Here is a 19,447-nt window from a genome sequence, read left to right on the forward strand (position 1 = left end):
CGCGAGCTTCCCGAAATGAACGCCACGCCGCCCCGCCTGTCCGTGCCCAAGGACCGGCTCAAATTCGTTCTGCTGGAAGGCATCCACGCCTCGGCCATCGAAGCGCTGCGCGCCGACGGCTACACGAACGTGGAAACCCACGCGAAGGCGCTGTCGGGCGACGAGCTCGTCGCGGCCATCGAGGGCGCGCACTTCCTGGGCATCCGCTCGCGCACCCGGCTCACCGAGAACGTGCTCGCGCGGGCGCCCCGGCTCAACGCGGTCGGCTGCTTCTGCATCGGCACCAACCAGGTCGACCTCGACGCGGCCGCCCGGCGCGGCATCCCGGTGTTCAACGCGCCCTTTTCGAACACCCGCAGCGTGGCCGAGCTGGTGCTCGGCGAGATCATCATGCTGATGCGCGGGATTCCCGCGAAGAACGCCGCCCAGCACCGCGGCGGCTGGGACAAGAGCGCGGCCGGTTCCTTCGAGGTGCGCGGCAAGACGCTGGGCATCGTGGGCTACGGCCACATCGGCACGCAGATCGGCATCCTGGCCGAGCTGCTCGGCATGAGGGTCGTCTTCCACGACATCGAGAAGAAGCTGCCGCTGGGCAACGCCCGGCAGGCGGCGTCACTCGACGAGCTGCTCGCCGCGGCCGACGTGGTCACGCTGCACGTGCCCGAGACGCCGGCCACGATGAACATGATCGCCGCGCCGCAGCTCGCCCGGATGAAACCGGGCGGCCTGCTGATCAACGCCTCGCGCGGAACCGTGGTCGACATCGACGCGCTGGCCGCGGCGCTGGACAGCGGCCGGGTGGCCGGGGCCGCGATCGACGTGTTCCCGGTCGAGCCCAGGGGCAACGACTCGCGCTTCGAGTCGCCCCTCAGCCGCTTCGACAACGTGATCCTCACGCCGCACATCGGCGGCTCGACCGCCGAGGCCCAGGCCAACATCGGCGGCGAGGTCGCCGAGAAGCTGATCCGCTACAGCAACAACGGGTCCACCGTGTCGGCGGTGAACTTCCCCGAGGTGTCGCTGCCCGAGCACACCGGCAAGTGCCGGCTGCTGCACATCCACCGCAACGTGCCGGGCATCATCGCCAACATCAACGAGCGCTTCTCGCGCGCGGGCATCAACGTGGCCGCGCAGTACCTGCAGACCAACGCGCTGGTGGGCTACGTGGTCATCGACATCGACGGCGACGCGAGCCAGGTGGCGCTGGACGAGTTGAGCGCGATCGAGGGCACGATCCGTTGCCGGATCCTCTACTGAGGCGTGTCGCCGCGCCCTGAACCGATGACGCATCCGGCCGCGGCGCTGGCCAGCACGCTCGCGATCCAGACGCTGGCCAGCCTGGTGGCGACCGCGCCCTCGGTGCTGGCGCCGGTGGTCGCGCCGTCGCTGGGCTTCGGCGCCGAGCGCGTGGGCCTGTTCGTGGGCCTGACCTACCTGACCGCGATGCTGTCCGGCCTGGCCAGCGGCGCCTGGGTCGCGCGCTTCGGCGCGGTCCGCGTGTCGCAGGCCGCCATGCTCGCCTGCGCGCTCGCCACCCTGGCCGCACTCGCAGGCAGCCTGCTGCCGCTCGCGCTCGCCGCGCTGGCGCTGGGAACGGGCTACGGCATCATCAATCCCGCTGCGTCCACGCTGCTGGCGCGGCACGCACCGGCGGCCAGGCGCGGGCTGTTCTTCTCGATCAAGCAGACCGGCGTTCCCCTCGGCGTGGCGTCCGCGGGCCTGCTGATGCCGCTGGGGCTGCACGCGCTGGGCTGGCGGCCTTCGGTCGTGCTCGCGGGCGCAGCCTGCGCGGCGCTCGCGCTGGCCCTGAGGCCGCTGGTCGCGAAGCTCGATCCGCCGCGAGCCGCGGCCGGCGACCCGCCGGCCTCCCGCTCGTGGCGCGCGGGCCTGGCCACGGTTATCCGCGACCCGGCCCTGCGCACGCTGAGCCTGGCCTCGTTCGCCTTCGCCTTCACCCAGCTCTGCTTCACCACCTTCCTGGTGTCCTACCTGCACCTCGAACTGGGCCAGCCGCTGTCCACCGCCGCGGCCGTACTGGCCGGCTCGCAGCTGGTGAGCACCGCCTCGCGGATCGGCTGGGGGCACGTGGCCGACCGCTGGGTGGCGCCCGGCATCCTTCTGGGCGCGCTCGGCCTGGCCATGGCCCTGGCCTGCGCGGGCCTGGCCCTGCTGGGCGAGTCGGCCGGCATCGGGCTGATCGTGGCCGCGGCGGTCTGCTGCGCGGCCACGGTGATGGGCTGGAACGGAGTGTTCTTCGCGGAACTGGCGCGGCAGTCGTCGCGCGCCGACATGGCCACGCTGGCCGGCGCCTCGCAGTTCGTGACCTTCTTCGGCAGCATGAGCGGCCCGGTGATCTTCGCCGAGCTGATCCGCAACGGCGGGTCCTACGGAGGCGCCTACCTGATGCTGGGCGTGCTGCCGGCGCTGGCCGGCGCGGCCATGCTGCGGGCAGCGCGCCGGGACCGGGCCTGAGCCGCCGCCCCGGTTCCTGATCGGGGCTGCCGGTCCCGATCAGGGCCGGCGTTCCGGGTCAGTCGCCGTCGCCGGCCGCCGCGCCTTCGCCCGCTGCGCCGCCTTCAGCGGCCGCGGCGTCCGGCGCCTCGTGGTCCGCGGGCCCGTCGTCGCCGGCGGCTTGCGCGCCGGCCGCCTTGCGCCGCAGCTTCTCTTCCTTCTTCTGCTTCTTCGCGAGCTCGCGCTGGCGCTTTTCGTACGAGTAGTTGGGTTTTGCCAATTGGACTCCTGTATTCGGTGATGGCCTGGCCGCGCGGCAGAGCCGCCCGCCGACAGCCTACAACAACGCGGACAGCGCGCTGCGGAGCGCTTCCTGGCTGCGCCCGGATCGCCGCGCGTAATCCTCGAGCTGGTCCTCCCCGACCGGCCCCACGTTGAAGTACGCGGCCTGCGGATGCGACAGGTAGAAGCCGCTGACGCTGGCCGCCGGCGACATCGCGAAACTCTCGGTCAGCGTCATGCCGATCTCCTCGCAGCGCATCGCGTCGAACATCGCCCGCTTGACCGTGTGCTCGGGGCAGGCCGGATAGCCGGGCGCCGGGCGGATGCCCCGGTAGCGCTCGGCCACCAGGTCCTCGTGGCCGAGCTGCTCGTCGGCGGCGTAGCCCCAGAGGTCGCGCCGAACGCGCGCGTGCAGGCATTCGGCGAAGGCTTCGGCCAGGCGGTCGGCGATCGCCTTGAACATGATCGCGGAATAGTCGTCGAGCAGGGCGACGAACTCCTTCTCCTTCTTCTCGGCGCCGATGCCGGCGGTCACCGCGAACATGCCGATCCAGTCCGCGATGCCCGAGGGCTTGCCGTCGATCTCCTTCGGCGCCACGTAGTCGGCCAGGCACTTGTTGGCCACACCCTCGCGCTTGGCGGTCTGCTGGCGCAGGTTGTGCCAGGTGAACAGGCGCGCGGCGCGGGTCTCGTCGGTGTAGAGCTCGATGTCGTCGCCCACCGAGTTGGCCGGCGCGAACATGATCACGCCGTTGGCGGTGAGCCAGCGGCCGGCGACGATGCGCTCGAGCATCGCCTTGCCGTCCGAATACACGCGGCGCGCCGACTCGCCGACCACCTCGTCGTTCAGAATGGCCGGGAAGGCGCCGGCGAGGTCCCAGGTCTGGAAGAAGGGCCCCCAGTCGATGTATCGCGCCAGCTCGCCGAGGTCGAAGTTGCGGAACTCGCGCCGGCCCAGGAACTTGGGCCTGGGCGGCTGGCAGGGCCCGCCGTCGGGGCCGCTGCGCCCCCAGTCGATCGGCTCGCGGTTGGCGCGCGCCGCCTCGATGCCGATCAGCGCCGGCCCCTTCTTGCCCGCATGCTGGACGCGCACCCGCTCGTACTCGGCGAGCAGCTCGGCCAGCCAGCCCTCGCGGTGATCGGGCGACATCAGGTTCTGCGCCACCGGCACCGAGCGCGACGCGTCGGGCACGTAGATCACCGGCCCCGAATAGTGCGGCGCGATCTTCACCGCGGTATGCACCCGCGAGGTGGTCGCGCCGCCGATCAGCAGCGGGATCCTGCGGTCGCGGAACCAGGGGTCGCGCTCCATCTCCTTCGCGACATGGGCCATCTCCTCGAGCGAGGGGGTGATGAGCCCCGACAGGCCGACGATGTCGGCGTTCTCCTCCCTGGCCTTGGCGAGGATCTCCGAGCAGGGGACCATCACGCCCATGTTGACCACGTCGAAGTTGTTGCATTGGAGCACGACCGACACGATGTTCTTGCCGATGTCGTGCACGTCGCCCTTCACGGTGGCGACCACGATGCGGCCCTTCGAGGCCACGTCGGCGCCGGCCTCGGCCAGCAGCTTCTTCTCTTCCTCGATGAAGGGGATCAGGTGGGCCACCGCCTGCTTCATGACCCGCGCCGACTTGACCACCTGCGGCAGGAACATCTTGCCGGCGCCGAACAGGTCGCCGACGACGTTCATGCCGTCCATCAGCGGGCCTTCGATCACCTCGATGGGCCGGCCGCCGCGCGCGGCGATCGCGGCGCGCGCCTCCTCGGTGTCCTCGACGATGAAGCTGGTGATGCCGTGGACCAGCGCGTGGGCCAGCCGCTTCCCGACCGGCTCGGCCCGCCAGGCGAGGTCCTCTTCCTTCTTCGCGCCGCCGGCCTTCAGCGTGGCGGCGAACTCGATCATTCGCTCGGTGGCGCTCTTGCCGGTCTCGGCATCGAGCGCCGCCTGCGCGGCCTCGCGCGCCGCGGCGTCGCCGGCGTCGACGGCGGCCTGCAGGCGCGCGCGCTCGGCGGTCAGCGCCGGCCTCCGGTCGAGCACGATGTCCTCGACCCGCTCGCGCAGTTCGGGCGAGATGTCGTCGTAGACGCCGACCATGCCGGCGTTGACGATGCCCATCGTGAGCCCGCTGCGGATCGCGTGGTACAGGAACACCGTATGGATCGCCTCGCGCGCCGGGTCGTTGCCGCGGAAGCTGAACGAGACGTTCGACACGCCGCCCGACACCTTGGCATGCGGCAGGTTCTCGCGGATCCAGCGGGTGGCCTCGATGAAGTCGACCGCGTAGTGGTCGTGCTCCTCGATGCCGGTGGCGATCGCGAAGATGTTCGGGTCGAAGACGATGTCCTCGGCCGGAAACCCGACCTTCTCGGTGAGCACCCGGTAGACGCGCGCGCAGATCTCGGTCTTGCGCGCGAAGCTGTCGGCCTGGCCCCGCTCGTCGAAGGCCATCACGACGACCGCGGCGCCGTAGCGTCGGCACAGCGTGGCTTGGCGGATGAACTCCTCCTCGCCCTCCTTCAGGGAGATGGAATTCACGATGGCCTTGCCCTGCACGCACTTGAGGCCGGCTTCGATGACAGTCCACTTCGAGCTGTCGATCATGATCGGCACCCGCGCGATGTCGGGCTCGGAGGCGATCAGGTTCAGGAATCGAGTCATGGCCGCGGCCGAGTCGAGCATCGCCTCGTCCATGTTGATGTCGATGACCTGCGCGCCGTTCTCGACCTGCTGGCGCGCCACCGCCAGCGCCTCGTCGAACTGGCCGGCCAGGATCATCCGCGCGAAGGCCTTGGACCCGGTGACGTTGGTGCGCTCGCCCACGTTGACGAACAGCGAGGACTCGTCGACGTTGAAGGCCTCGAGCCCGGACAGCCGCAGCGCCGGCGGGCGCGCGGGCACTCGCCGCGGCGGCAGGCCGTCGATCGCCTTGGCGATCGCGGCGATGTGCTCGGGCGTGGTGCCGCAGCAGCCGCCCGCCACGTTCACGAAGCCGGCCTGCGCGAACTCGCGCAGCAGCCCGGCGGTGATCTCCGGGGTCTCGTCGAAGCCGGTTTCCGACATCGGGTTCGGCAGGCCGGCGTTCGGGTACACGCACACGAAGGTGTCGCACTTGTCCGAGATTTCCTGCACGTAGGGCCGCATCAGGGCGGCGCCCAGCGCGCAGTTCAGGCCGATGGTCAGCGGCCGGGCGTGACGCAGCGAATTCCAGAAGGCCTCGACCGTCTGGCCCGACAGGATGCGGCCCGAGGCGTCGGTGACCGTGCCCGAGATCATGATCGGCAGGCGCGGCAGGCCCTGCGCCTCGCGCTCGGACAGGATCTCGTCGATCGCGAACACCGCCGCCTTGGCGTTCAGCGTGTCGAAGATGGTCTCGACCAGCAGGATGTCGACGCCGCCTTCGATCAGCGCGCGCACCTGCTCGGCGTAGGCCTCGCGCAGCTCGTCGAAGCTCACGTTGCGCGCGGCCGGGTCGTTGACGTCGGGCGAGATCGACGCGGTCCTGGGCTGCGGGCCGATCGCGCCGGCCACGAAGCGCGGCCGCTCGGGCGTCGAGTGGCGGTCGCAGGCCTCGCGCGCGAGCCGGGCCGAAGCCAGGTTCATCTCGCTGGCCAGGTGCGCGAGCCGGTAGTCGGCCTGGGCGATGGCCGTCGCGCCGAAGGTGTTGGTCTCGACGATGTCGGCTCCGGCGGCCAGGTACTGCTCGTGGATCTCGCGGATGACCTGGGGCTGGGTGAGCGACAGCAGCTCGTTGTTGCCCTTCACGTCGTGCCCGAGGTCGGCGAAGCGCTCGCCGCGGTAGGCGGTCTCGTCGAGCCGGTAGCGCTGGATCATGGTCCCCATTGCGCCGTCGAGGATCAGGATCCGGTTCTCGAGCAGTTCGCGCAGACGGGTTTCGGTCGGGTTCATCGCAGGCGGGCCTTCTCTGAGTAACCGGTCATTTTAACGGCCGGCCTCCTTTTTGCTGATCCGGCGCAAGGTTCACCCCTGCGGCGGCATTGACAATACGTATGAGTGGAGACGCATCTGCTTGCCGCCGGACCTGCCGGCGCGGCCATCCCACCGGAGGGAGAGATGAAGACCGACAAGCCGCTCGCCGGCCTCGACAGGGCGCCCGCCGCCGGGCGACGGGATTTCCTGCGCGGCGCGGGCTCGCTGCCCCTGATCGGCGCGGCCGCGGCGGGCGCCGGCGGGATGCTCGCCGCGCCGGCCCCTGCCCGCGCCGCGCCGAAGACCTCGGCGAAGATCGTCGTGGCCGGAAGCGGCCTGGGCGGACTCGCGGTGGCCAGCCGGCTGGCGCGCGAGCTCGAGGGCGCGAGCATCACGATCGTGGATCGCAAGGAGGTTCACAACTACCAGCCAGGCTACACGCTGGTGGCCACCGGCGTCTGGCCGGTCGCCAAGGTCAGCGATCGCAACGCCGACCTGATTCCTTCCGGCGTGCAGTGGGTCAGGGAGTTCGTCGCGGAGTTCGACCCGGTGGCCAGCACGGTGACCACCGATGCCGGCACGAAGCTCCGCTACGACTTCCTGGTGGTGGCAACGGGCCTGCAGCTGGACTACGGCCAGATCGAGGGCATGGATCCGAAGGCCATCGGCACCAACGGCCTGACCAGCGTCTACAACGGGCCCGACGCCGCCGCCGCCACCTGGCGCGCAATGGACGCCTTCCGGGCCAGGGGCGGCGAGGCGCTGATGACGCTGCCGGCCACCCCGATCAAGTGCGCCGGCGCGCCGCTGAAGATGACCTTCATGCTGGCCGACCGCCTGCGCCGGGCCGGCACCCGCGGCAACTCGAAGATCACCTTCCATTCGGCGCTGGGCAACGTGTTCAGCGTGCCGAAGGTCAACGACGAGGTGCTGGCGCGCTGGAAGGCGCTGGACATCGGCGTTGAGCTCACCAGCAAGCTGGCCGCCATCGACATCGGCGCCCGCCGCGCGACCTTCGTGAGCCCCGAGGGCGAGAAGACCGAGCTGGGCTACGACTTCATCCACATCCCGCCGCCGATGCGCGCGCCCGACCCGATCAGGAAGAGCGAGCTCGCCTGGAAGGAAGGCGGCTTCGCCGCCGGCGGCTGGCTCGAGGTGGACAAGGGCACGCTGCGCCACCGGCGCTTCCCGAACGTGTTCGGGATCGGCGACATCAACGGCACGCCGCGCGGCAAGACCGCCGCCACCGTGAAGAAGAGCGCGCCGATCGTGGCCGCCAACCTGGTCGACGTGATCGCGCAGCGCGACCCGTCGCAGCAGTTCGACGGCTACACCTCCTGCCCGCTGCTGTTGCGCGAAGGCTCGGCGCTGCTGATCGAGTTCGACTACGAAGGCCGGCTCACGCCCTCGCTGCCGGGCGTCGACCCGCTGCAGGACAGCTGGTTCGCCTGGTTCATGAAGACCACCATGCTCAAGCCCGCCTACATGGCGGTGGCCAAGGGCCGGGTCTGAGAAGGGAGACCGCGTGATGTACGAAATCTGGCTCGCCCTGAACATCGTCTTCGAACTGGCCCTGGCCCACAAGGGCCTGGTGATCGGCTACCTGGCGGCACTGCTGGCGCTCCTGCTGGCCGCGCGCTCGGGCGCCTGGCGGCGCGGCCTGCCGCTGGCGGTCGCGCTCGGCCTGCTGGTGGCGATGGCGGCATTCGCGCTGCTGCCCTCGCTGACCGCGTCGTCGTTCGGGAACGTCGCCTACTGGATCGACTGGGCCAACCTGGCCGCGATCGCGCTGGGCATCGGCGGCGGGGCCGCCTTGCTGGCCTGGCCGCTGGCCGCGCTGGCGAAGACGGGAAGCTGAAGGCCTGCGGCCGATGAGGAGCACCCGCGGCTGATAACCTATCGGTCCTTTCGTTCCCGCAAACGGAGCACCGATGTCCTTCGTCTTCACCCCGCCGCCGCAGGCCGCGGTGCCGGTCGCCGGCGCCGGCGAGCGCTTCCCGGTCAACCGCGTCTACTGCGTGGGCCGCAACTACGTCGAGCATGCCAAGGAGATGGGCTTCACCGGCCGCGAGCCGCCCTTCTTCTTCATGAAGCCGGCCGACGCGCTGGTCGTGGTGCCCGAGGGCAGCACCGGTGAGGCGCCCTATCCGCCGGCCACCCGGGACCTGCACCACGAAATCGAACTGGTGGTGGCCATCGGCACCGGCGGCCGGAACATCGCCGCGGCCGATGCCGCCAGGCACATCTACGGCTATGCGGTGGGCCTGGACCTGACCCGACGCGACCTGCAGGGCGAGGCCAAGAAGCTGGGTCGACCCTGGGAGATCGGCAAGGCCTTCGACCACTCCGCCCCGATCGGCCCGATCCGCAAGGCGGCCGAGGTGGCGCCGGGCGGCCAGGCGCTGTCGGCGGCCGCGATCTGGCTGAAGGTGAATGGCGCGGTGCGCCAGTCCAGCGACGTGTCCAAGCTGATCTGGAACATCGCCGAAACCATCGAGCACCTGTCGAAGTACTGGGCGTTGCAGCCTGGCGACCTGATCTTCACCGGCACGCCGGAAGGGGTGGCGGCGGTGGTCGCCGGCGACCTGCTCGAAGGCGCGGTCGAGGGCGTGGGCGAGCTGAAGGTCCGGTTGACCTGAGGATGCGGCAAGGCTCGGGCGCACGGACCGGCGCATGAAGACGCACGTGCATGCGGTGCTGGTCGGGTTCGGCGACTGCGACCCGGCCGGCATCGTCTTCTATCCCAACTTCTTTCGCTGGTTCGACGCCTCGACCCACGCGCTGCTGCTCGCGGCCGGGCAGACGCACGACGGCATGCAGCGCGAGCACGGCTGGGTGCTGGGGCCGCTGGTCGACGCCGGTGCGACCTTCCGGGCGCCGGCGCGCTACAACGAACGCATCGAGATCCGCTCGGAGATCGAGCGCTGGAGCGCGAAGACCTTCCGGATCGCGCACCGGGCGCTGCGCGGCGACACGCTGCTGGCCGAGGGCTGGGAAGTGCGCTTCATCGGGGCGCCGCATCCGGACGATCCGAAGCGCCTGCGCGCGCTGCCGATTCCCGGCTGGTTCCGGGCGCTGTTCGAGGAGGGCGATGCCCCGCACGCGGCCGACGCAGCGACACCCGCGCGGCTGCACCTGCTCGACACGATCACCTCGATCGACGAGCACTGCGCCGACGGCGTCATCGTGTCCGGCTCGCACGGCGGGATGTCGTCGACCGGCTTCGTGCTGCGCGCGCCGGTGCGCCCGCGCGCGGTCTTCCTGAATGACGCAGGCGTGGGCCGCGACGAAGCCGGCATCGTGGCGCTGGCGCTGCTCGAAGACATCGGCGTGGCCTGCGGCTGCTACGCGCACGACTCGGCCCGCATCGGCGAGGCCCGCGACGGCTACGAGCGCGGCGTGATCTCCCACCTGAATCCGAGGGCCCGCGCGGCGGGTCTCGCGGTGGGCATGCCGGTGCGCGAGGCGGTGGCGCTGCTCGGCGCCCGGGACTGACCGGCTCGGGCAACGGGCCCGGGGCCGCCCCCGGGCGGCGACCCGATCACCGCCCTCAGGCGACCGCCCGTGCGCCCACCCGGCGCGACAGCCCGTACGTGACCAGCAGCAGGGCCAGCGCCGCCCAGGGCAGCAGCCCGATGCCGGCCGCCGTGATCAGCGCCCCGCCCGCGGCCGCGCCGATCGCCTGCCCGGCATAGATCATCGAGGTGTTGAGCGCGATCGAGGCCGAGGCCAGCGCCGGCGCGATCGCCGCCAGCCGCGCCTGTTGCGCCGAGTTCATGGCGAAGCAGCCGAGCCCCCAGAACACGCAACTGGCGACCAGCAGCGGCCACACGGCGATCGGCAGCCATTGGGTGGCCAGCGTCAGCAGCGCGGCGAAGCCCAGCCCGATCGCGATCGCGACGACCGAGGTGTCGACGCTGCGGTGCGGCCCGCGCCGGCCGATCTGGCGGTTCAGCCACAGATTGCCGAGCACGCCGAACACGCCGAACAGCGCCATCACCGCGGCGACCGCCGCGGGTGTCGACTGGGTGGCGAGCTTGAGCGCCGGCGCGATGTAGGCCGACAGGACGAACTGGCCGGCGCCGCCGATCAGCGTGACCGCGAGCGCGCGGGTGAGCAGCGGGTTGCGCGCCACGTCCAGCCACGATGCGAGCGACAGCGCCGGCGCCTTCAGGCCGCGCGGGATCGTCGCCATCACCCAGGCGCAGGCGGCCAGGTTCAGCAGCGCCGCCACGCCGAAGCCGGCGCGCCAGCCCAGGTGGGTGCCGACCAGGTTGCCCAGCGGCATGCCGATCACCGACGCGATCGACCAGCCGATGAAGATGGAGGTGACCGCGCGGGAGCGGGCTTGCGGCGGCACCATCGAGCCGATCGCGGCGGCGGCCTGCGGCGTGAAGATCGCCGCCTGCACCATCGCCGCAGCGCGAACCACCGCCAGCACCGCGAAGCCGGGCGCCAGCGCCGACAGCAGGTGTCCCGCGGCGCTCAGCGCCAGGCTGCCCACGAGCAGCCTGCGGCGGTCGATCCGCGTGGTGAAGGCCGCGGCCAGCGGCGCGCCGAGGCAGGTGACCAGCGCGCCGATCGCGACCAGCTGCCCGGCCGCCGGCACCGTGATCGCCAGGCCGTCCGCGATCAGGTCGAGCATGCCGACCATGACCATCACGCCGGTGCCGATCGCGAAGTTGCCGAAGGTCAGCGCGCGGATCGCGGCGCGCAGCGCGCGCTCGTCGGGCAGGGAGGGGGTCATCGGCGGCAGCTCATCGTGAGCCGCGATGCTACCGCAGCGACGGGCGGCGCGAGGCCGGCGCGAGGGTCGAACCGAAGGCCGGAGCGGGGACCGGCCCGACGCGACGCCCAATGCGAAGAACCCTCGACGCCCGGCAGGAAATCGACGGCCGAAGCCGGGCACGGCGGTACCCTGACCAAGTGAAAATCGACTCGCAACTCGTCGCACCGATGTCCGAATCCTCCTCGGCCCGTGGCCGACGCGCCCGTCGCTCGCTGCTGGCCTTCGCGGTCGGCGCGGCGCTCGTCCCGCAGGCCTGGGCCGCGGGCGGCCCTGCCGGCGGGCGTGACCCCGCCGGCGAGCGCGCGATCGCCCGCCCGGCGGACGCCGCCACGACCGGGACAGCCGCCTGCCCCGAGCTGCTGCGCCACAGCTTCGACCGCCTGCAGGACGAGCAGCCGCAGTCGCTGTGCCAGTACGCCGGCAAGGTCCTGCTCGTCGTGAACACCGCCAGCCGCTGCGGCTACACGCCGCAGTACGAGGGGCTGGAGGCGCTGCACGCCCGCTACTCTGCGCGGGGCCTGGTCGTGATGGGCTTCCCGTCGAACGACTTCAGGCAGGAGAGCGGCAGCCGCGAGCAGATCGCGCAGCTCTGCTTCGACACCTACGGCGTGCGCTTTCCGATGTTCACGAAGACCGCGGTCACCGGGCCGCAGGCGAATCCGCTGCACGCGGCGCTGGCGCGCGCCACCGGCGAGGCGCCGGCGTGGAACTTCCACAAGTACCTGGTGGACCGCCAGGGCCGTCCGGCGGCCAGCTTCCCGAGCAAGGTCCGCCCGGACGACCCGAAGCTGGTTGCGGAGATCGAGCGCCTGCTTGCGCGGTAGGCGCGTCAGGCGCCGCGCGCGAGCAGCGCCACGCCTGCCGCGATCAGCGTCGAGCCGGCCAGCCTGCGCCCGAGCTGGCCTTCGCCCAGCAGCGTGGCGCCGGCCAGCGCCGCCACCAGCATCGACAGCTCCCGCGCCGGCGCGACCAGGCTCACCGGCGCGAGCCGCATCGCCTGGAGCACCAGCATGTAGCTGATCGGCGACAGCACGCCCACGCCGAGCACCACGCGCCATGAGCGGGCGAGCACCGCTCGCCATTCGGGCATGGTGAGGACCACCCAGGGCGCCACGAGCAGGCCCTGGGCCACGCAGATCGCCCAGTAGTAGACCAGCGGGTCGGCATTCAGGACCGACACGGCGCGCCCGTCGTTGACCGTGTAGGTGGCGATCAGCACGCCGGTGGCCAGCCCCCAGAGCAGGCCGCGGCGCGCGGCCGGCGCGGCGCCGGCGCGAAGGATCGCGCCACCGCCGGCGATCGTGAAGGTGCCGGCAACCACCAGCACCAGCCCGGCGAGCGAGGCCGGGCCGGCCGGCTCGCCGAGCAACGCGATGGCGGCCAGCGAAGCGAGCAGCGGCCCGGTGCCGCGCGCCACCGGATAGACCACCGACAGGTCGCCCGCGCCGTAGCCGCGCTGCAGCACCCGGAAGTACAGCGTGTGGACCAGCGTGCTGATGCCGACGGCGACCCAGATGCCGATGCCCCAGTCCGCGAGCCGGGCGATGGCGGCACCACCGGGGGCAGACGCCGCGGCGGCAGACGCCACGGAGGCGGACGTCGCGGCGTCGGCCCCGCCGCCGAACGCGCCGGACAGCGCCGCGAACGGCGCGAAGACGATCGCCGCGACGACCGCGGTGCCCCAGACGAAGGCCATGCCGCCACCGGTGCCGGAGCGCTTCATCCACAGGTTCCAGCCGGCGTGCACCAGGGCCGCCGCCAGGATCAGGGCGAGCGCAGTGCCGGGCATCGAGGGGCTCGTCGCGGGGCGCGCTCAGCGATGGCCGCCGCGCGCCTCCCAGGCTTTCATCTTCGCGTTGACCGTCTCGATCTCCAGGCCGACGATCGCCTTGTACTGCGCGGCGATCGCGACCAGCTCCTCGTGCGAGGCCACCTCGTGCACGTCGCCGAAGCCGTTCGGCGCGCGCTCCTCCACGATCTGCATCACGTGGTCCGGGCCCTGCCCGCGATTGGCCATCACGATGCGCGCGGTCCTCGGCAGCCGGTCGGCCTCGTAGGCCTTCAGCGCGCCCTCGATCGCGCCCTGGCCGGCGGCCGATGCGGAATCGCCCGCGGCGCCCGCTTTCTCGAGCGCGTCGGCCAGCACCCGCGCGTCGAGGATCGCCTGCGAGGCGCCGTTCGAGCCGATCGGGTACATCGGGTGGGCGGCGTCGCCCAGCAGGGTCACCCGGCCGAAGCTCCAGCGCGGCAGCGGATCGCGATCGACCATCGGGAACTCGAACACGCGCTCGGCGCCTTCGAAGAGCTTCGGCACGTCGAGCCAGGGGAACTTCCAGTCGGCGAAGGCCGGTGCGAACACCGACCTGGGCACCTCGCGGTTCCAGTCGTCCTTGGGCGGCGTGCCGCCCGGCACGCGCAGCTCGGCGATCCAGTTGAGCAGCGCGCGGCCCTCGGCGTCGGGCCGGGTGATCGGGTAGGCGACCAGCTTCTGGTCGGCGTAGCCAGCCATGACCATGGTGCGGCCGGTCAGCCAGGGCCGGTCGTAGCTGGTGGCGCGCCACAGGATGCGGCCCGAGTAGCGCGGCAGGCCCTCGTCGGGATAGAACTGCCGGCGCACCGCCGAGTGGATGCCGTCGGCAGCCACGATCGCGTCGGCCTGCTCGGTGCGGGTCGCGCCGTCGGCGCGGCTGCGCAGCGTGACGCATCCGGCGTCGGGCTCCACCGCGACCGCCTCCAGGCCGGTCTCGATCGCGTCGGCGCCCAGCCGCTCGCGCACCGCATCGAACAGCAGCATCTGCAGCCGGCCGCGGTGGATCGAGAACTGGGGCACCGCGTAGCCGGCGTCGACGCCGCGCGGCTCGCTCCAGATGTGCTGGCCGAGCTTGTTGTAGTAGCCCACCTCGGCGGTGCGCACGCCGGTGGCGTCGAGCCGCTCGAGCAGTCCCAGGATGGTCAGCTCGGCCACCGCGCTCGGCTGCACGTTGATGCCGACGCCCAGCGGCTTCACCTCGACCGCGGCCTCGACGATGCGCGGCCGGATGCCGCGGGCATGGAGCATCAGTGCCAGGGTGAGGCCGCCGATGCCGCCTCCGATGATCAGGACTTTCACTTTCGCGTCTGTCGGGCCGAGAATGGAAGTAGCTTAGCCGATGGAGCCCGGACGATGCCGACGATCTTCGAACGCCTTTACTCGGGGGAACTCCCCTGCGCCCGCGTGTACGCCGACGAGCACGTGTTCGCCTTCATGGACGCGGGCCAGCTCAACGACGGCCACGTGATCGTCGCCTCGATCCGGCCCTACGAGACCCTGATGGACGCCGACGAGGAGACCGCCGCCGCGCTGATGCGCGCCGCGCGCCGAATCGCGATCGCGGTCGAGCGAGAGTTTTCGGCCGACGGCGTGACCGTCCTGCAGGCCAACCGGGCCGCCGGCTGGCAGACCGTGCCGCACCTGCATCTGCACGTGCTGCCGCGCCGCGCCGGCGATGCGGTCACGCTGGGCTGGCCGCGCCGCGACCCGCCCTTCGAGACCCTGCAGGCGCTGGCGGCGCGGATCCGGGTCTAGGAGTCTGGGCGGCACTCTGCCGCCCAGACTCCTAGCTTACTTCGAGTGCTTCTGGATCAGCGCCTTGGCGCCCTCAAGCAGCTCCTTGCCCTTGAAGCCCTTGCTGTCCATCTCCTTGACCCACTCGTTGGCCACGTCGGCCGCCGCGACCTGGAAGGCCTTGGCTGCCTCGGGCGACAGCGTGTAGATCGTGTTGCGCGGGGTCTCGGCGGTCTTGCGGCCCTTCGGGTCGTTGCCCTGCTGGACCTTGCCGAGCCAGCCCGAGGTGGCCATGCCGGAGTTGTCGTCGATGACCTTCTTCAGGTCGGGCGGCAGCGAGTCGTACTTCTTCTGGTTCATCGCCACCACGAAGGTCGTGGTGTAGAGCGCGCCGCCGGCCGGATCGAACTCGGCGTGGTACTTTGCCAGCTCGTTGACCTTGACCGCAGGCACCACCTCCCAGGGGATCACCGCGCCATCGATGACGCCCTTGGACATCGCGTCCGGGATCTGCGGCAGCGGCATGCCCACCGGCGTGGCGCCCAGCGAGCCGAGCATCTTGGTGATGAAGCGCGTCGGCCCGCGGACCTTCAGTCCCTTCAGGTCCTCGACCGACTTGATCTGCTTGTCCTTGGTGTGGATGACGCCGGGCCCGTGCACGTTGACCGCGACCAGGTGGACGCCCTTGAACTCGTCCCTGGCGTAGGTCTGCACGTACTCCCAGTAGGCCTTCGAGGTGGCCTCGGCGTTGGTCATCATGAACGGCAACTCGAAGACCTCGATGCGCGGGAAACGCCCGGGCGTGTTGCCGGGCAGGGTCCAGACCACGTCGGCCACGCCGTCGCGGGCATGGTCGAACAGGTCGCGCGGCGTGCCGCCGAGCTGCATGGCCGGGTAGCGCTCGAACTTGATCCGGCCGCCCGACTCCTTCTCGATCTTGTCCATCCAGGGCACGTGCATGTCGAGCCACACGCTCGACTGCGGCGGCATGAAGGTGTGGAACTTCAGCGTGACCTGCTGCTGGGCCATGGCCGGCACGGCCAGCGCGGCGGCCAGGCCTGCCGCGAACGCGGTCCTGAACAGGGTGCGGCGGAACTTCATCGGGTTGTCTCCTCGTCCGGTGGTCCGGGTTGTGTGCGCGGAAGCGTCCGGCCGATCGCCGGCGCCGCGCCGTGGATCGATTCTAGTGCGCTACGACTGGTGGTCTGGCATCCGGACGACAATTCCTGCCAGATCTTCGCGCATTTCGATCTGGCAGGACAAGCGGCTGTTCGGCCGGCGCTCGGCTGCGACCTCGTCGAGCATGCGCAGCTCGTCGGCCGAGGGCTGCGGCAGCCGATCGGCCCACGCCGCGTCCACGTAGACGTGGCAGGTCGCGCAGGACAGGCAGCCGCCGCAGATGCCTTCGATCTCGCGGATGCCTTCGAAGACGGCGGCCATCATCAGGTTGTTGCCGGGCTCGACCTCGAGCACGGTCTCGTTGCCGTCGTGGGCGATGTAGTGGACGTTGGGCATGGGCTCAGAACATCTCGAAGTATTCGCGGTGCTCCCAGTCGGTGACCTCGGCCTCGAAGCGGACGATCTCGGCGCGCTTGATGCGGGTGTACCAGTCGACCACGGGGCGGCCGAAGGCCTCGACGAGCACGCTGTCCTCGTGCAGGGCGCGCAGGGCTTCGTCGAGGCTGCGCGGCAGCAGCGGGGCGCTGGCCTCGTAGGGCGTGTCGGCCGAGGAACCGGGATCCAGGCTGTGCGCCAGGCCGTCGAGCCCGGCGTGGATCTGCGCGGCCATGAACAGGTAGGGATTGGCGGCCGGCTCGCCGGCGCGATTCTCCAGCCGGGTGCCCGGATCGCCGGCGCCGCCGATCACCCGGATCATCGCGCCGCGGTTGTCGCGGCCCCAGGTGGCCCGATCGGGCGCCAGCGAATTCGGCCGGAAGCGACGGTAGCCGTTGATGGTGGGCGTGGCGAACACCGAGCCGCCGCGCGCGTGCGCGAGCAGCCCGGCGAGGAAATGCCGGCCGGTGGCCGACAGGCAGTCGTCGGCGCCGGTGCCCGGCCCGGCGAAGGCGTTGCCGCCGCGAGCGCGCGAGACCAGCGACTGGTGCAGGTGCCAGCCGGAGGACATCACGTTGGGCAGCCTGGGCCGGCACATGAAGGTGGCGTGGTAGCCGTGCCGGCGCAGCACCTGCTTGGCCGCGCTGCGAAAGAGGATCATCGCGTCGGCCGGCTCGAGGCCGGTCATGGGGCCGAACACGAACTCGATCTGGCTGGGACCCAGCTCGATCTCCATGGACCGGAGCGGCAGCCCGAGCTGCAGCAGCGGCCCGCGCAGGAGTTCCACCACCGGCTCGAGCTGGTCGTAGCGCTGCTCGGCGAGCAGGCGGTAGCCAGTGTTCAGCAGGCTCACCGGCGGGGGCTCGCCGGGCCAGCCGCTGCGCTCGGGGCCGATCCGCGCATCGTCGATCCGATAGACGTGGAACTCGACCTCGAGCCCCACCTTGTAGTCGTAGCCGGCCTCGGCCAGCCGCGCCAGCGCCTGCCGGAGGATGCGGCGCGTGTCGAAGGGCACCGGCCGGCCGTCGCAGAAGTGGGCGTCGCATTGGATCCACCCGCTCCTGGGACTCCAGGGCAGCACCCGGAAGGTGCCCGGATCGGCCACGATCACCACGTCGGACGCGCCCTCGAACTCGGGGCTGCCGAAGCCCGCGCCGGGCGTGAACACCGGCCAGGCGGTGCGATCGGAGCTGTCCTTGAGCAGGTTGGTGCCCACCAGCCCGATGCCTGCGTCCAGCGCGGCGATGGCCTCGCCCGCCACCAGCGTCTTGCCGCGCAGCAAGCCGTGCTGGTCGGCGTAGACGAATCGCACCACGTCGAGCCCCTCGGCCCGGATCCGCTCGGCGACGCCGGCCGCCTCGGCCCGCTGCGCCTCGTTGCGCAGCCCGTGCGTGTCCACGAAGCTCATCGACCTGCGCCCCAGCTCGCGCGCGCGCGTCGGCGCGCGTCGATGCCGCGGCCGAATTCGCACAGCGCCTCGACGCTGCCGCCCGGGCCGATCGCGTCCATGGTGACCGGGCCGCGCACCGCGGCGGCCTGCGCGGCGTCCATCGACATCGGCGGCGAACCGCCCTTCTCGACCGTGTCGATCGCCTGCAGCAGCAGCCGGCGATACGCCATGATCGCCTTGTCGGTGGTGCCCAGGTGCTCGCGCGTGCGGTCCTGGATCGGGCCCTGCGACTCGCAGGCCCACTGGTCGTGAACGTTGATGTCGGCGCCCATGCCGGTGTAGGTCTGCTCGAGCTGCTCGCGCGGATCGAAGCCGTACTGGTTGCCGCGGCCGACTCGCGGGCGGTACTCGGGCAGCTCGTGCATCTTCAGCCGCTGCTCGCGCATCAGCGCCTTGTCGATCGGCGCGCCGAAGCTCGTGAAGAACGCATACCAGTAGTTGTTGAAGTCGTCGACCGGCACGTGGAACTGGGTGATGGTCATCTCGTCGGACAGCGGGATCGCGAAGGCCTGCGGGAAGACCTGGTTGGTGATCCGCACGTGGGTCGAGTTCTCGCTGATCCGGCGCAAGGCGGTGAGCTGCAGCCCGTGCGGCGCCGGCTCCACGTAGATCTCGGGCCGGAAGTGCTCGCGCATCACCTTGGTCATGGGCAGGTCGGAGTCGCTGGAGGCGCTGCGGAACTGCCGGCCGTAGCTCTGTTCGCCCGGCTGCTCGTCCTCGAAGAAGCGGTGCAGGAAGGAGGCGTGCGCGGGGTCGATGCCCACCTCGACCGACTGCAGCCAGTTGCACTCCCACAGACCCTTGAAGGCGAACGCGTGGGTGTCCGGCGCCACGAAGCAGTCGAGATCCGGGAAGGCGGCCGGCTCGCCGTCGCCCAGCCAGGCCCAGATCGCGCCGGCGCGAACCTGCACCGGCCACGCGCGCTGACGGACCCGGTCGCACAGGCGGCTGCCCTCGGGCTCGGCCGGCGTTTCCAGGCAGCGGCCCTCGACGTCGAACAGCCAACCGTGGAAGGGACAGCGCAGGCCGCCGTCCTCGCGTCGACCGTAGGCCAGGTCGGCGCCGCGATGCGGGCAGTCGCGATCGAGCAGGCCCCAGCGGCCCTGCTCGTCGCGAAACAGCACGAAGTCCTGGCCGAGCACGCGCACCGCCTTGACCGGCCGCGGGCCGACCCGCGCCTCGTCGAACTCGTCGAGCAGGGCAACCGGCTGCCAGTAGCGCCGCAGCAGGCGGCCGGCCGGATCGCCGGGCCCGACGCAGGCGATCCGGTCGTTCTGTTCGCGCGACATCATGGCGCTGCTCCCCCCTCTCGAGTGTGCGGCGACTCTAGCATGGCCGGAACGGGGCGCGCCCTCGTGTAGACTCGGCGGCCCCGGAGGGAGCCAAGGCTTTTCGAGCGGCTGCCACGGCAGGCATACTGCCGGGCGACAAGAAGATGCGAGACGG

Annotated in this window: 17 protein-coding genes; 8 read left to right on the forward strand and 9 right to left on the reverse strand. The window is 71.4% G+C overall.

Going from position 1 to position 19,447, the window contains the following annotated elements; all coding sequences use genetic code 11:
- Positions 1–15: 15 nt before the first annotated feature.
- Complete coding sequence (serA, locus tag FHP08_RS13060; RefSeq protein ID WP_147704919.1) at positions 16–1,257, forward strand: phosphoglycerate dehydrogenase; 1,242 nt, start codon at positions 16–18, stop codon at positions 1,255–1,257.
- A 24-nt stretch (positions 1,258–1,281) separates the two neighbouring features.
- Positions 1,282–2,472 carry an MFS transporter gene (locus FHP08_RS13065; protein ID WP_147704920.1) on the forward strand — a complete coding sequence of 397 codons (1,191 nt, stop codon included), beginning with the start codon at positions 1,282–1,284 and terminating at the stop codon, positions 2,470–2,472.
- A 58-nt stretch (positions 2,473–2,530) separates the two neighbouring features.
- On the opposite strand, the gene FHP08_RS13070 is transcribed toward FHP08_RS13065, so the two are convergent.
- Complete coding sequence (locus FHP08_RS13070; protein WP_147704921.1) at positions 2,531–2,731, reverse strand: hypothetical protein; 201 nt, start codon at positions 2,729–2,731, stop codon at positions 2,531–2,533.
- 57 nt (positions 2,732–2,788) lie between these two features.
- Positions 2,789–6,643 carry a methionine synthase gene (gene metH, locus FHP08_RS13075; protein WP_147704922.1) on the reverse strand — a complete coding sequence of 1,285 codons (3,855 nt, stop codon included), beginning with the start codon at positions 6,641–6,643 and terminating at the stop codon, positions 2,789–2,791.
- 165 nt (positions 6,644–6,808) lie between these two features.
- Here metH and FHP08_RS13080 point away from each other — a divergent pair, with 165 nt between their 5' ends.
- From FHP08_RS13080 to FHP08_RS13095, 4 genes are all read left to right on the forward strand, one after another.
- On the forward strand, positions 6,809–8,176 hold the full coding sequence (locus tag FHP08_RS13080; RefSeq protein WP_147704923.1) for an NAD(P)/FAD-dependent oxidoreductase: 1,368 nt from the start codon (positions 6,809–6,811) through the stop codon (positions 8,174–8,176).
- Between the two features lie 16 nt (positions 8,177–8,192).
- Entirely contained in the window at positions 8,193–8,522 is a 330-nt protein-coding gene (locus tag FHP08_RS13085; RefSeq protein WP_147704924.1) for a hypothetical protein, read from the forward strand.
- 73 nt (positions 8,523–8,595) lie between these two features.
- On the forward strand, positions 8,596–9,303 hold the full coding sequence (locus FHP08_RS13090) for a fumarylacetoacetate hydrolase family protein (protein WP_147704925.1): 708 nt from the start codon (positions 8,596–8,598) through the stop codon (positions 9,301–9,303).
- Between the two features lie 34 nt (positions 9,304–9,337).
- Entirely contained in the window at positions 9,338–10,159 is an 822-nt protein-coding gene (locus FHP08_RS13095) for an acyl-CoA thioesterase (RefSeq protein ID WP_147704926.1), read from the forward strand.
- 55 nt (positions 10,160–10,214) lie between these two features.
- Here the strand turns inward: FHP08_RS13095 and FHP08_RS13100 are convergent, their stop codons facing one another.
- Positions 10,215–11,411, reverse strand: a complete 1,197-nt coding sequence (locus FHP08_RS13100; protein ID WP_147704927.1) for an MFS transporter — start codon at positions 11,409–11,411, stop codon at positions 10,215–10,217.
- 209 nt (positions 11,412–11,620) lie between these two features.
- On the opposite strand from FHP08_RS13100, the gene FHP08_RS13105 reads away from it, so the two are divergent.
- Positions 11,621–12,277, forward strand: coding sequence for a glutathione peroxidase (locus FHP08_RS13105; RefSeq protein WP_147704928.1), 657 nt, complete (start codon positions 11,621–11,623; stop codon positions 12,275–12,277).
- Positions 12,278–12,282: 5 nt separating this feature from the next.
- On the opposite strand, the gene FHP08_RS13110 is transcribed toward FHP08_RS13105, so the two are convergent.
- Both FHP08_RS13110 and FHP08_RS13115 read right to left on the reverse strand, forming a co-directional pair.
- Entirely contained in the window at positions 12,283–13,242 is a 960-nt protein-coding gene (locus FHP08_RS13110; protein WP_147704929.1) for an EamA family transporter, read from the reverse strand.
- A 24-nt stretch (positions 13,243–13,266) separates the two neighbouring features.
- Positions 13,267–14,562 carry a flavin-dependent oxidoreductase gene (locus FHP08_RS13115; RefSeq protein ID WP_147704930.1) on the reverse strand — a complete coding sequence of 432 codons (1,296 nt, stop codon included), beginning with the start codon at positions 14,560–14,562 and terminating at the stop codon, positions 13,267–13,269.
- Positions 14,563–14,616: 54 nt separating this feature from the next.
- Between FHP08_RS13115 and FHP08_RS13120 the strand changes: the two genes are divergently transcribed.
- Positions 14,617–15,018 (forward strand): HIT family protein, encoded by a 402-nt coding sequence (locus FHP08_RS13120; RefSeq protein WP_147704931.1) that lies wholly within the window; start codon positions 14,617–14,619, stop codon positions 15,016–15,018.
- Positions 15,019–15,054: 36 nt separating this feature from the next.
- Here the strand turns inward: FHP08_RS13120 and FHP08_RS13125 are convergent, their stop codons facing one another.
- From FHP08_RS13125 to FHP08_RS13140, 4 genes are all read right to left on the reverse strand, one after another.
- A complete protein-coding gene (locus tag FHP08_RS13125) occupies positions 15,055–16,098 on the reverse strand; it encodes a TRAP transporter substrate-binding protein (RefSeq protein ID WP_147704932.1) in 1,044 nt (347 codons plus the stop codon).
- Positions 16,099–16,188: 90 nt separating this feature from the next.
- A complete protein-coding gene (locus FHP08_RS13130; RefSeq protein WP_147704933.1) occupies positions 16,189–16,512 on the reverse strand; it encodes a 2Fe-2S iron-sulfur cluster-binding protein in 324 nt (107 codons plus the stop codon).
- Between the two features lie 4 nt (positions 16,513–16,516).
- Entirely contained in the window at positions 16,517–17,959 is a 1,443-nt protein-coding gene (locus FHP08_RS13135) for a glutamine synthetase family protein (RefSeq protein WP_147704934.1), read from the reverse strand.
- Positions 17,956–19,293 carry an aromatic ring-hydroxylating dioxygenase subunit alpha gene (locus tag FHP08_RS13140; RefSeq protein WP_147704935.1) on the reverse strand — a complete coding sequence of 446 codons (1,338 nt, stop codon included), beginning with the start codon at positions 19,291–19,293 and terminating at the stop codon, positions 17,956–17,958. Before FHP08_RS13140 ends, FHP08_RS13135 begins: the two co-directional genes overlap by 4 nt.
- Between the last annotated feature and the right edge of the window lie 154 nt (positions 19,294–19,447).

The organism is Zeimonas arvi (assembly GCF_008039575.1).
GTDB lineage: Bacteria > Pseudomonadota > Gammaproteobacteria > Burkholderiales > Burkholderiaceae_E > Zeimonas > Zeimonas arvi.

What these genes read in the sequence shown, in the direction of transcription:
- serA (WP_147704919.1), top strand. Translation starts at nt 16, where the DNA reads ATGAACGCCACGCCGCCCCGCCTGTCCGTGCCCAAGGACCGGCTCAAA.
- FHP08_RS13065 (WP_147704920.1), top strand. Translation starts at nt 1,282, where the DNA reads ATGACGCATCCGGCCGCGGCGCTGGCCAGCACGCTCGCGATCCAGACG.
- metH (WP_147704922.1), bottom strand. Translation starts at nt 6,643, where the DNA reads ATGAACCCGACCGAAACCCGTCTGCGCGAACTGCTCGAGAACCGGATC.
- FHP08_RS13080 (WP_147704923.1), top strand. Translation starts at nt 6,809, where the DNA reads ATGAAGACCGACAAGCCGCTCGCCGGCCTCGACAGGGCGCCCGCCGCC.
- FHP08_RS13085 (WP_147704924.1), top strand. Translation starts at nt 8,193, where the DNA reads ATGTACGAAATCTGGCTCGCCCTGAACATCGTCTTCGAACTGGCCCTG.
- FHP08_RS13090 (WP_147704925.1), top strand. Translation starts at nt 8,596, where the DNA reads ATGTCCTTCGTCTTCACCCCGCCGCCGCAGGCCGCGGTGCCGGTCGCC.
- FHP08_RS13095 (WP_147704926.1), top strand. Translation starts at nt 9,338, where the DNA reads ATGAAGACGCACGTGCATGCGGTGCTGGTCGGGTTCGGCGACTGCGAC.
- FHP08_RS13100 (WP_147704927.1), bottom strand. Translation starts at nt 11,411, where the DNA reads ATGACCCCCTCCCTGCCCGACGAGCGCGCGCTGCGCGCCGCGATCCGC.
- FHP08_RS13105 (WP_147704928.1), top strand. Translation starts at nt 11,621, where the DNA reads ATGTCCGAATCCTCCTCGGCCCGTGGCCGACGCGCCCGTCGCTCGCTG.
- FHP08_RS13110 (WP_147704929.1), bottom strand. Translation starts at nt 13,242, where the DNA reads ATGCCCGGCACTGCGCTCGCCCTGATCCTGGCGGCGGCCCTGGTGCAC.
- FHP08_RS13120 (WP_147704931.1), top strand. Translation starts at nt 14,617, where the DNA reads ATGCCGACGATCTTCGAACGCCTTTACTCGGGGGAACTCCCCTGCGCC.
- FHP08_RS13125 (WP_147704932.1), bottom strand. Translation starts at nt 16,098, where the DNA reads ATGAAGTTCCGCCGCACCCTGTTCAGGACCGCGTTCGCGGCAGGCCTG.
- FHP08_RS13130 (WP_147704933.1), bottom strand. Translation starts at nt 16,512, where the DNA reads ATGCCCAACGTCCACTACATCGCCCACGACGGCAACGAGACCGTGCTC.
- FHP08_RS13135 (WP_147704934.1), bottom strand. Translation starts at nt 17,959, where the DNA reads ATGAGCTTCGTGGACACGCACGGGCTGCGCAACGAGGCGCAGCGGGCC.
- FHP08_RS13140 (WP_147704935.1), bottom strand. Translation starts at nt 19,293, where the DNA reads ATGATGTCGCGCGAACAGAACGACCGGATCGCCTGCGTCGGGCCCGGC.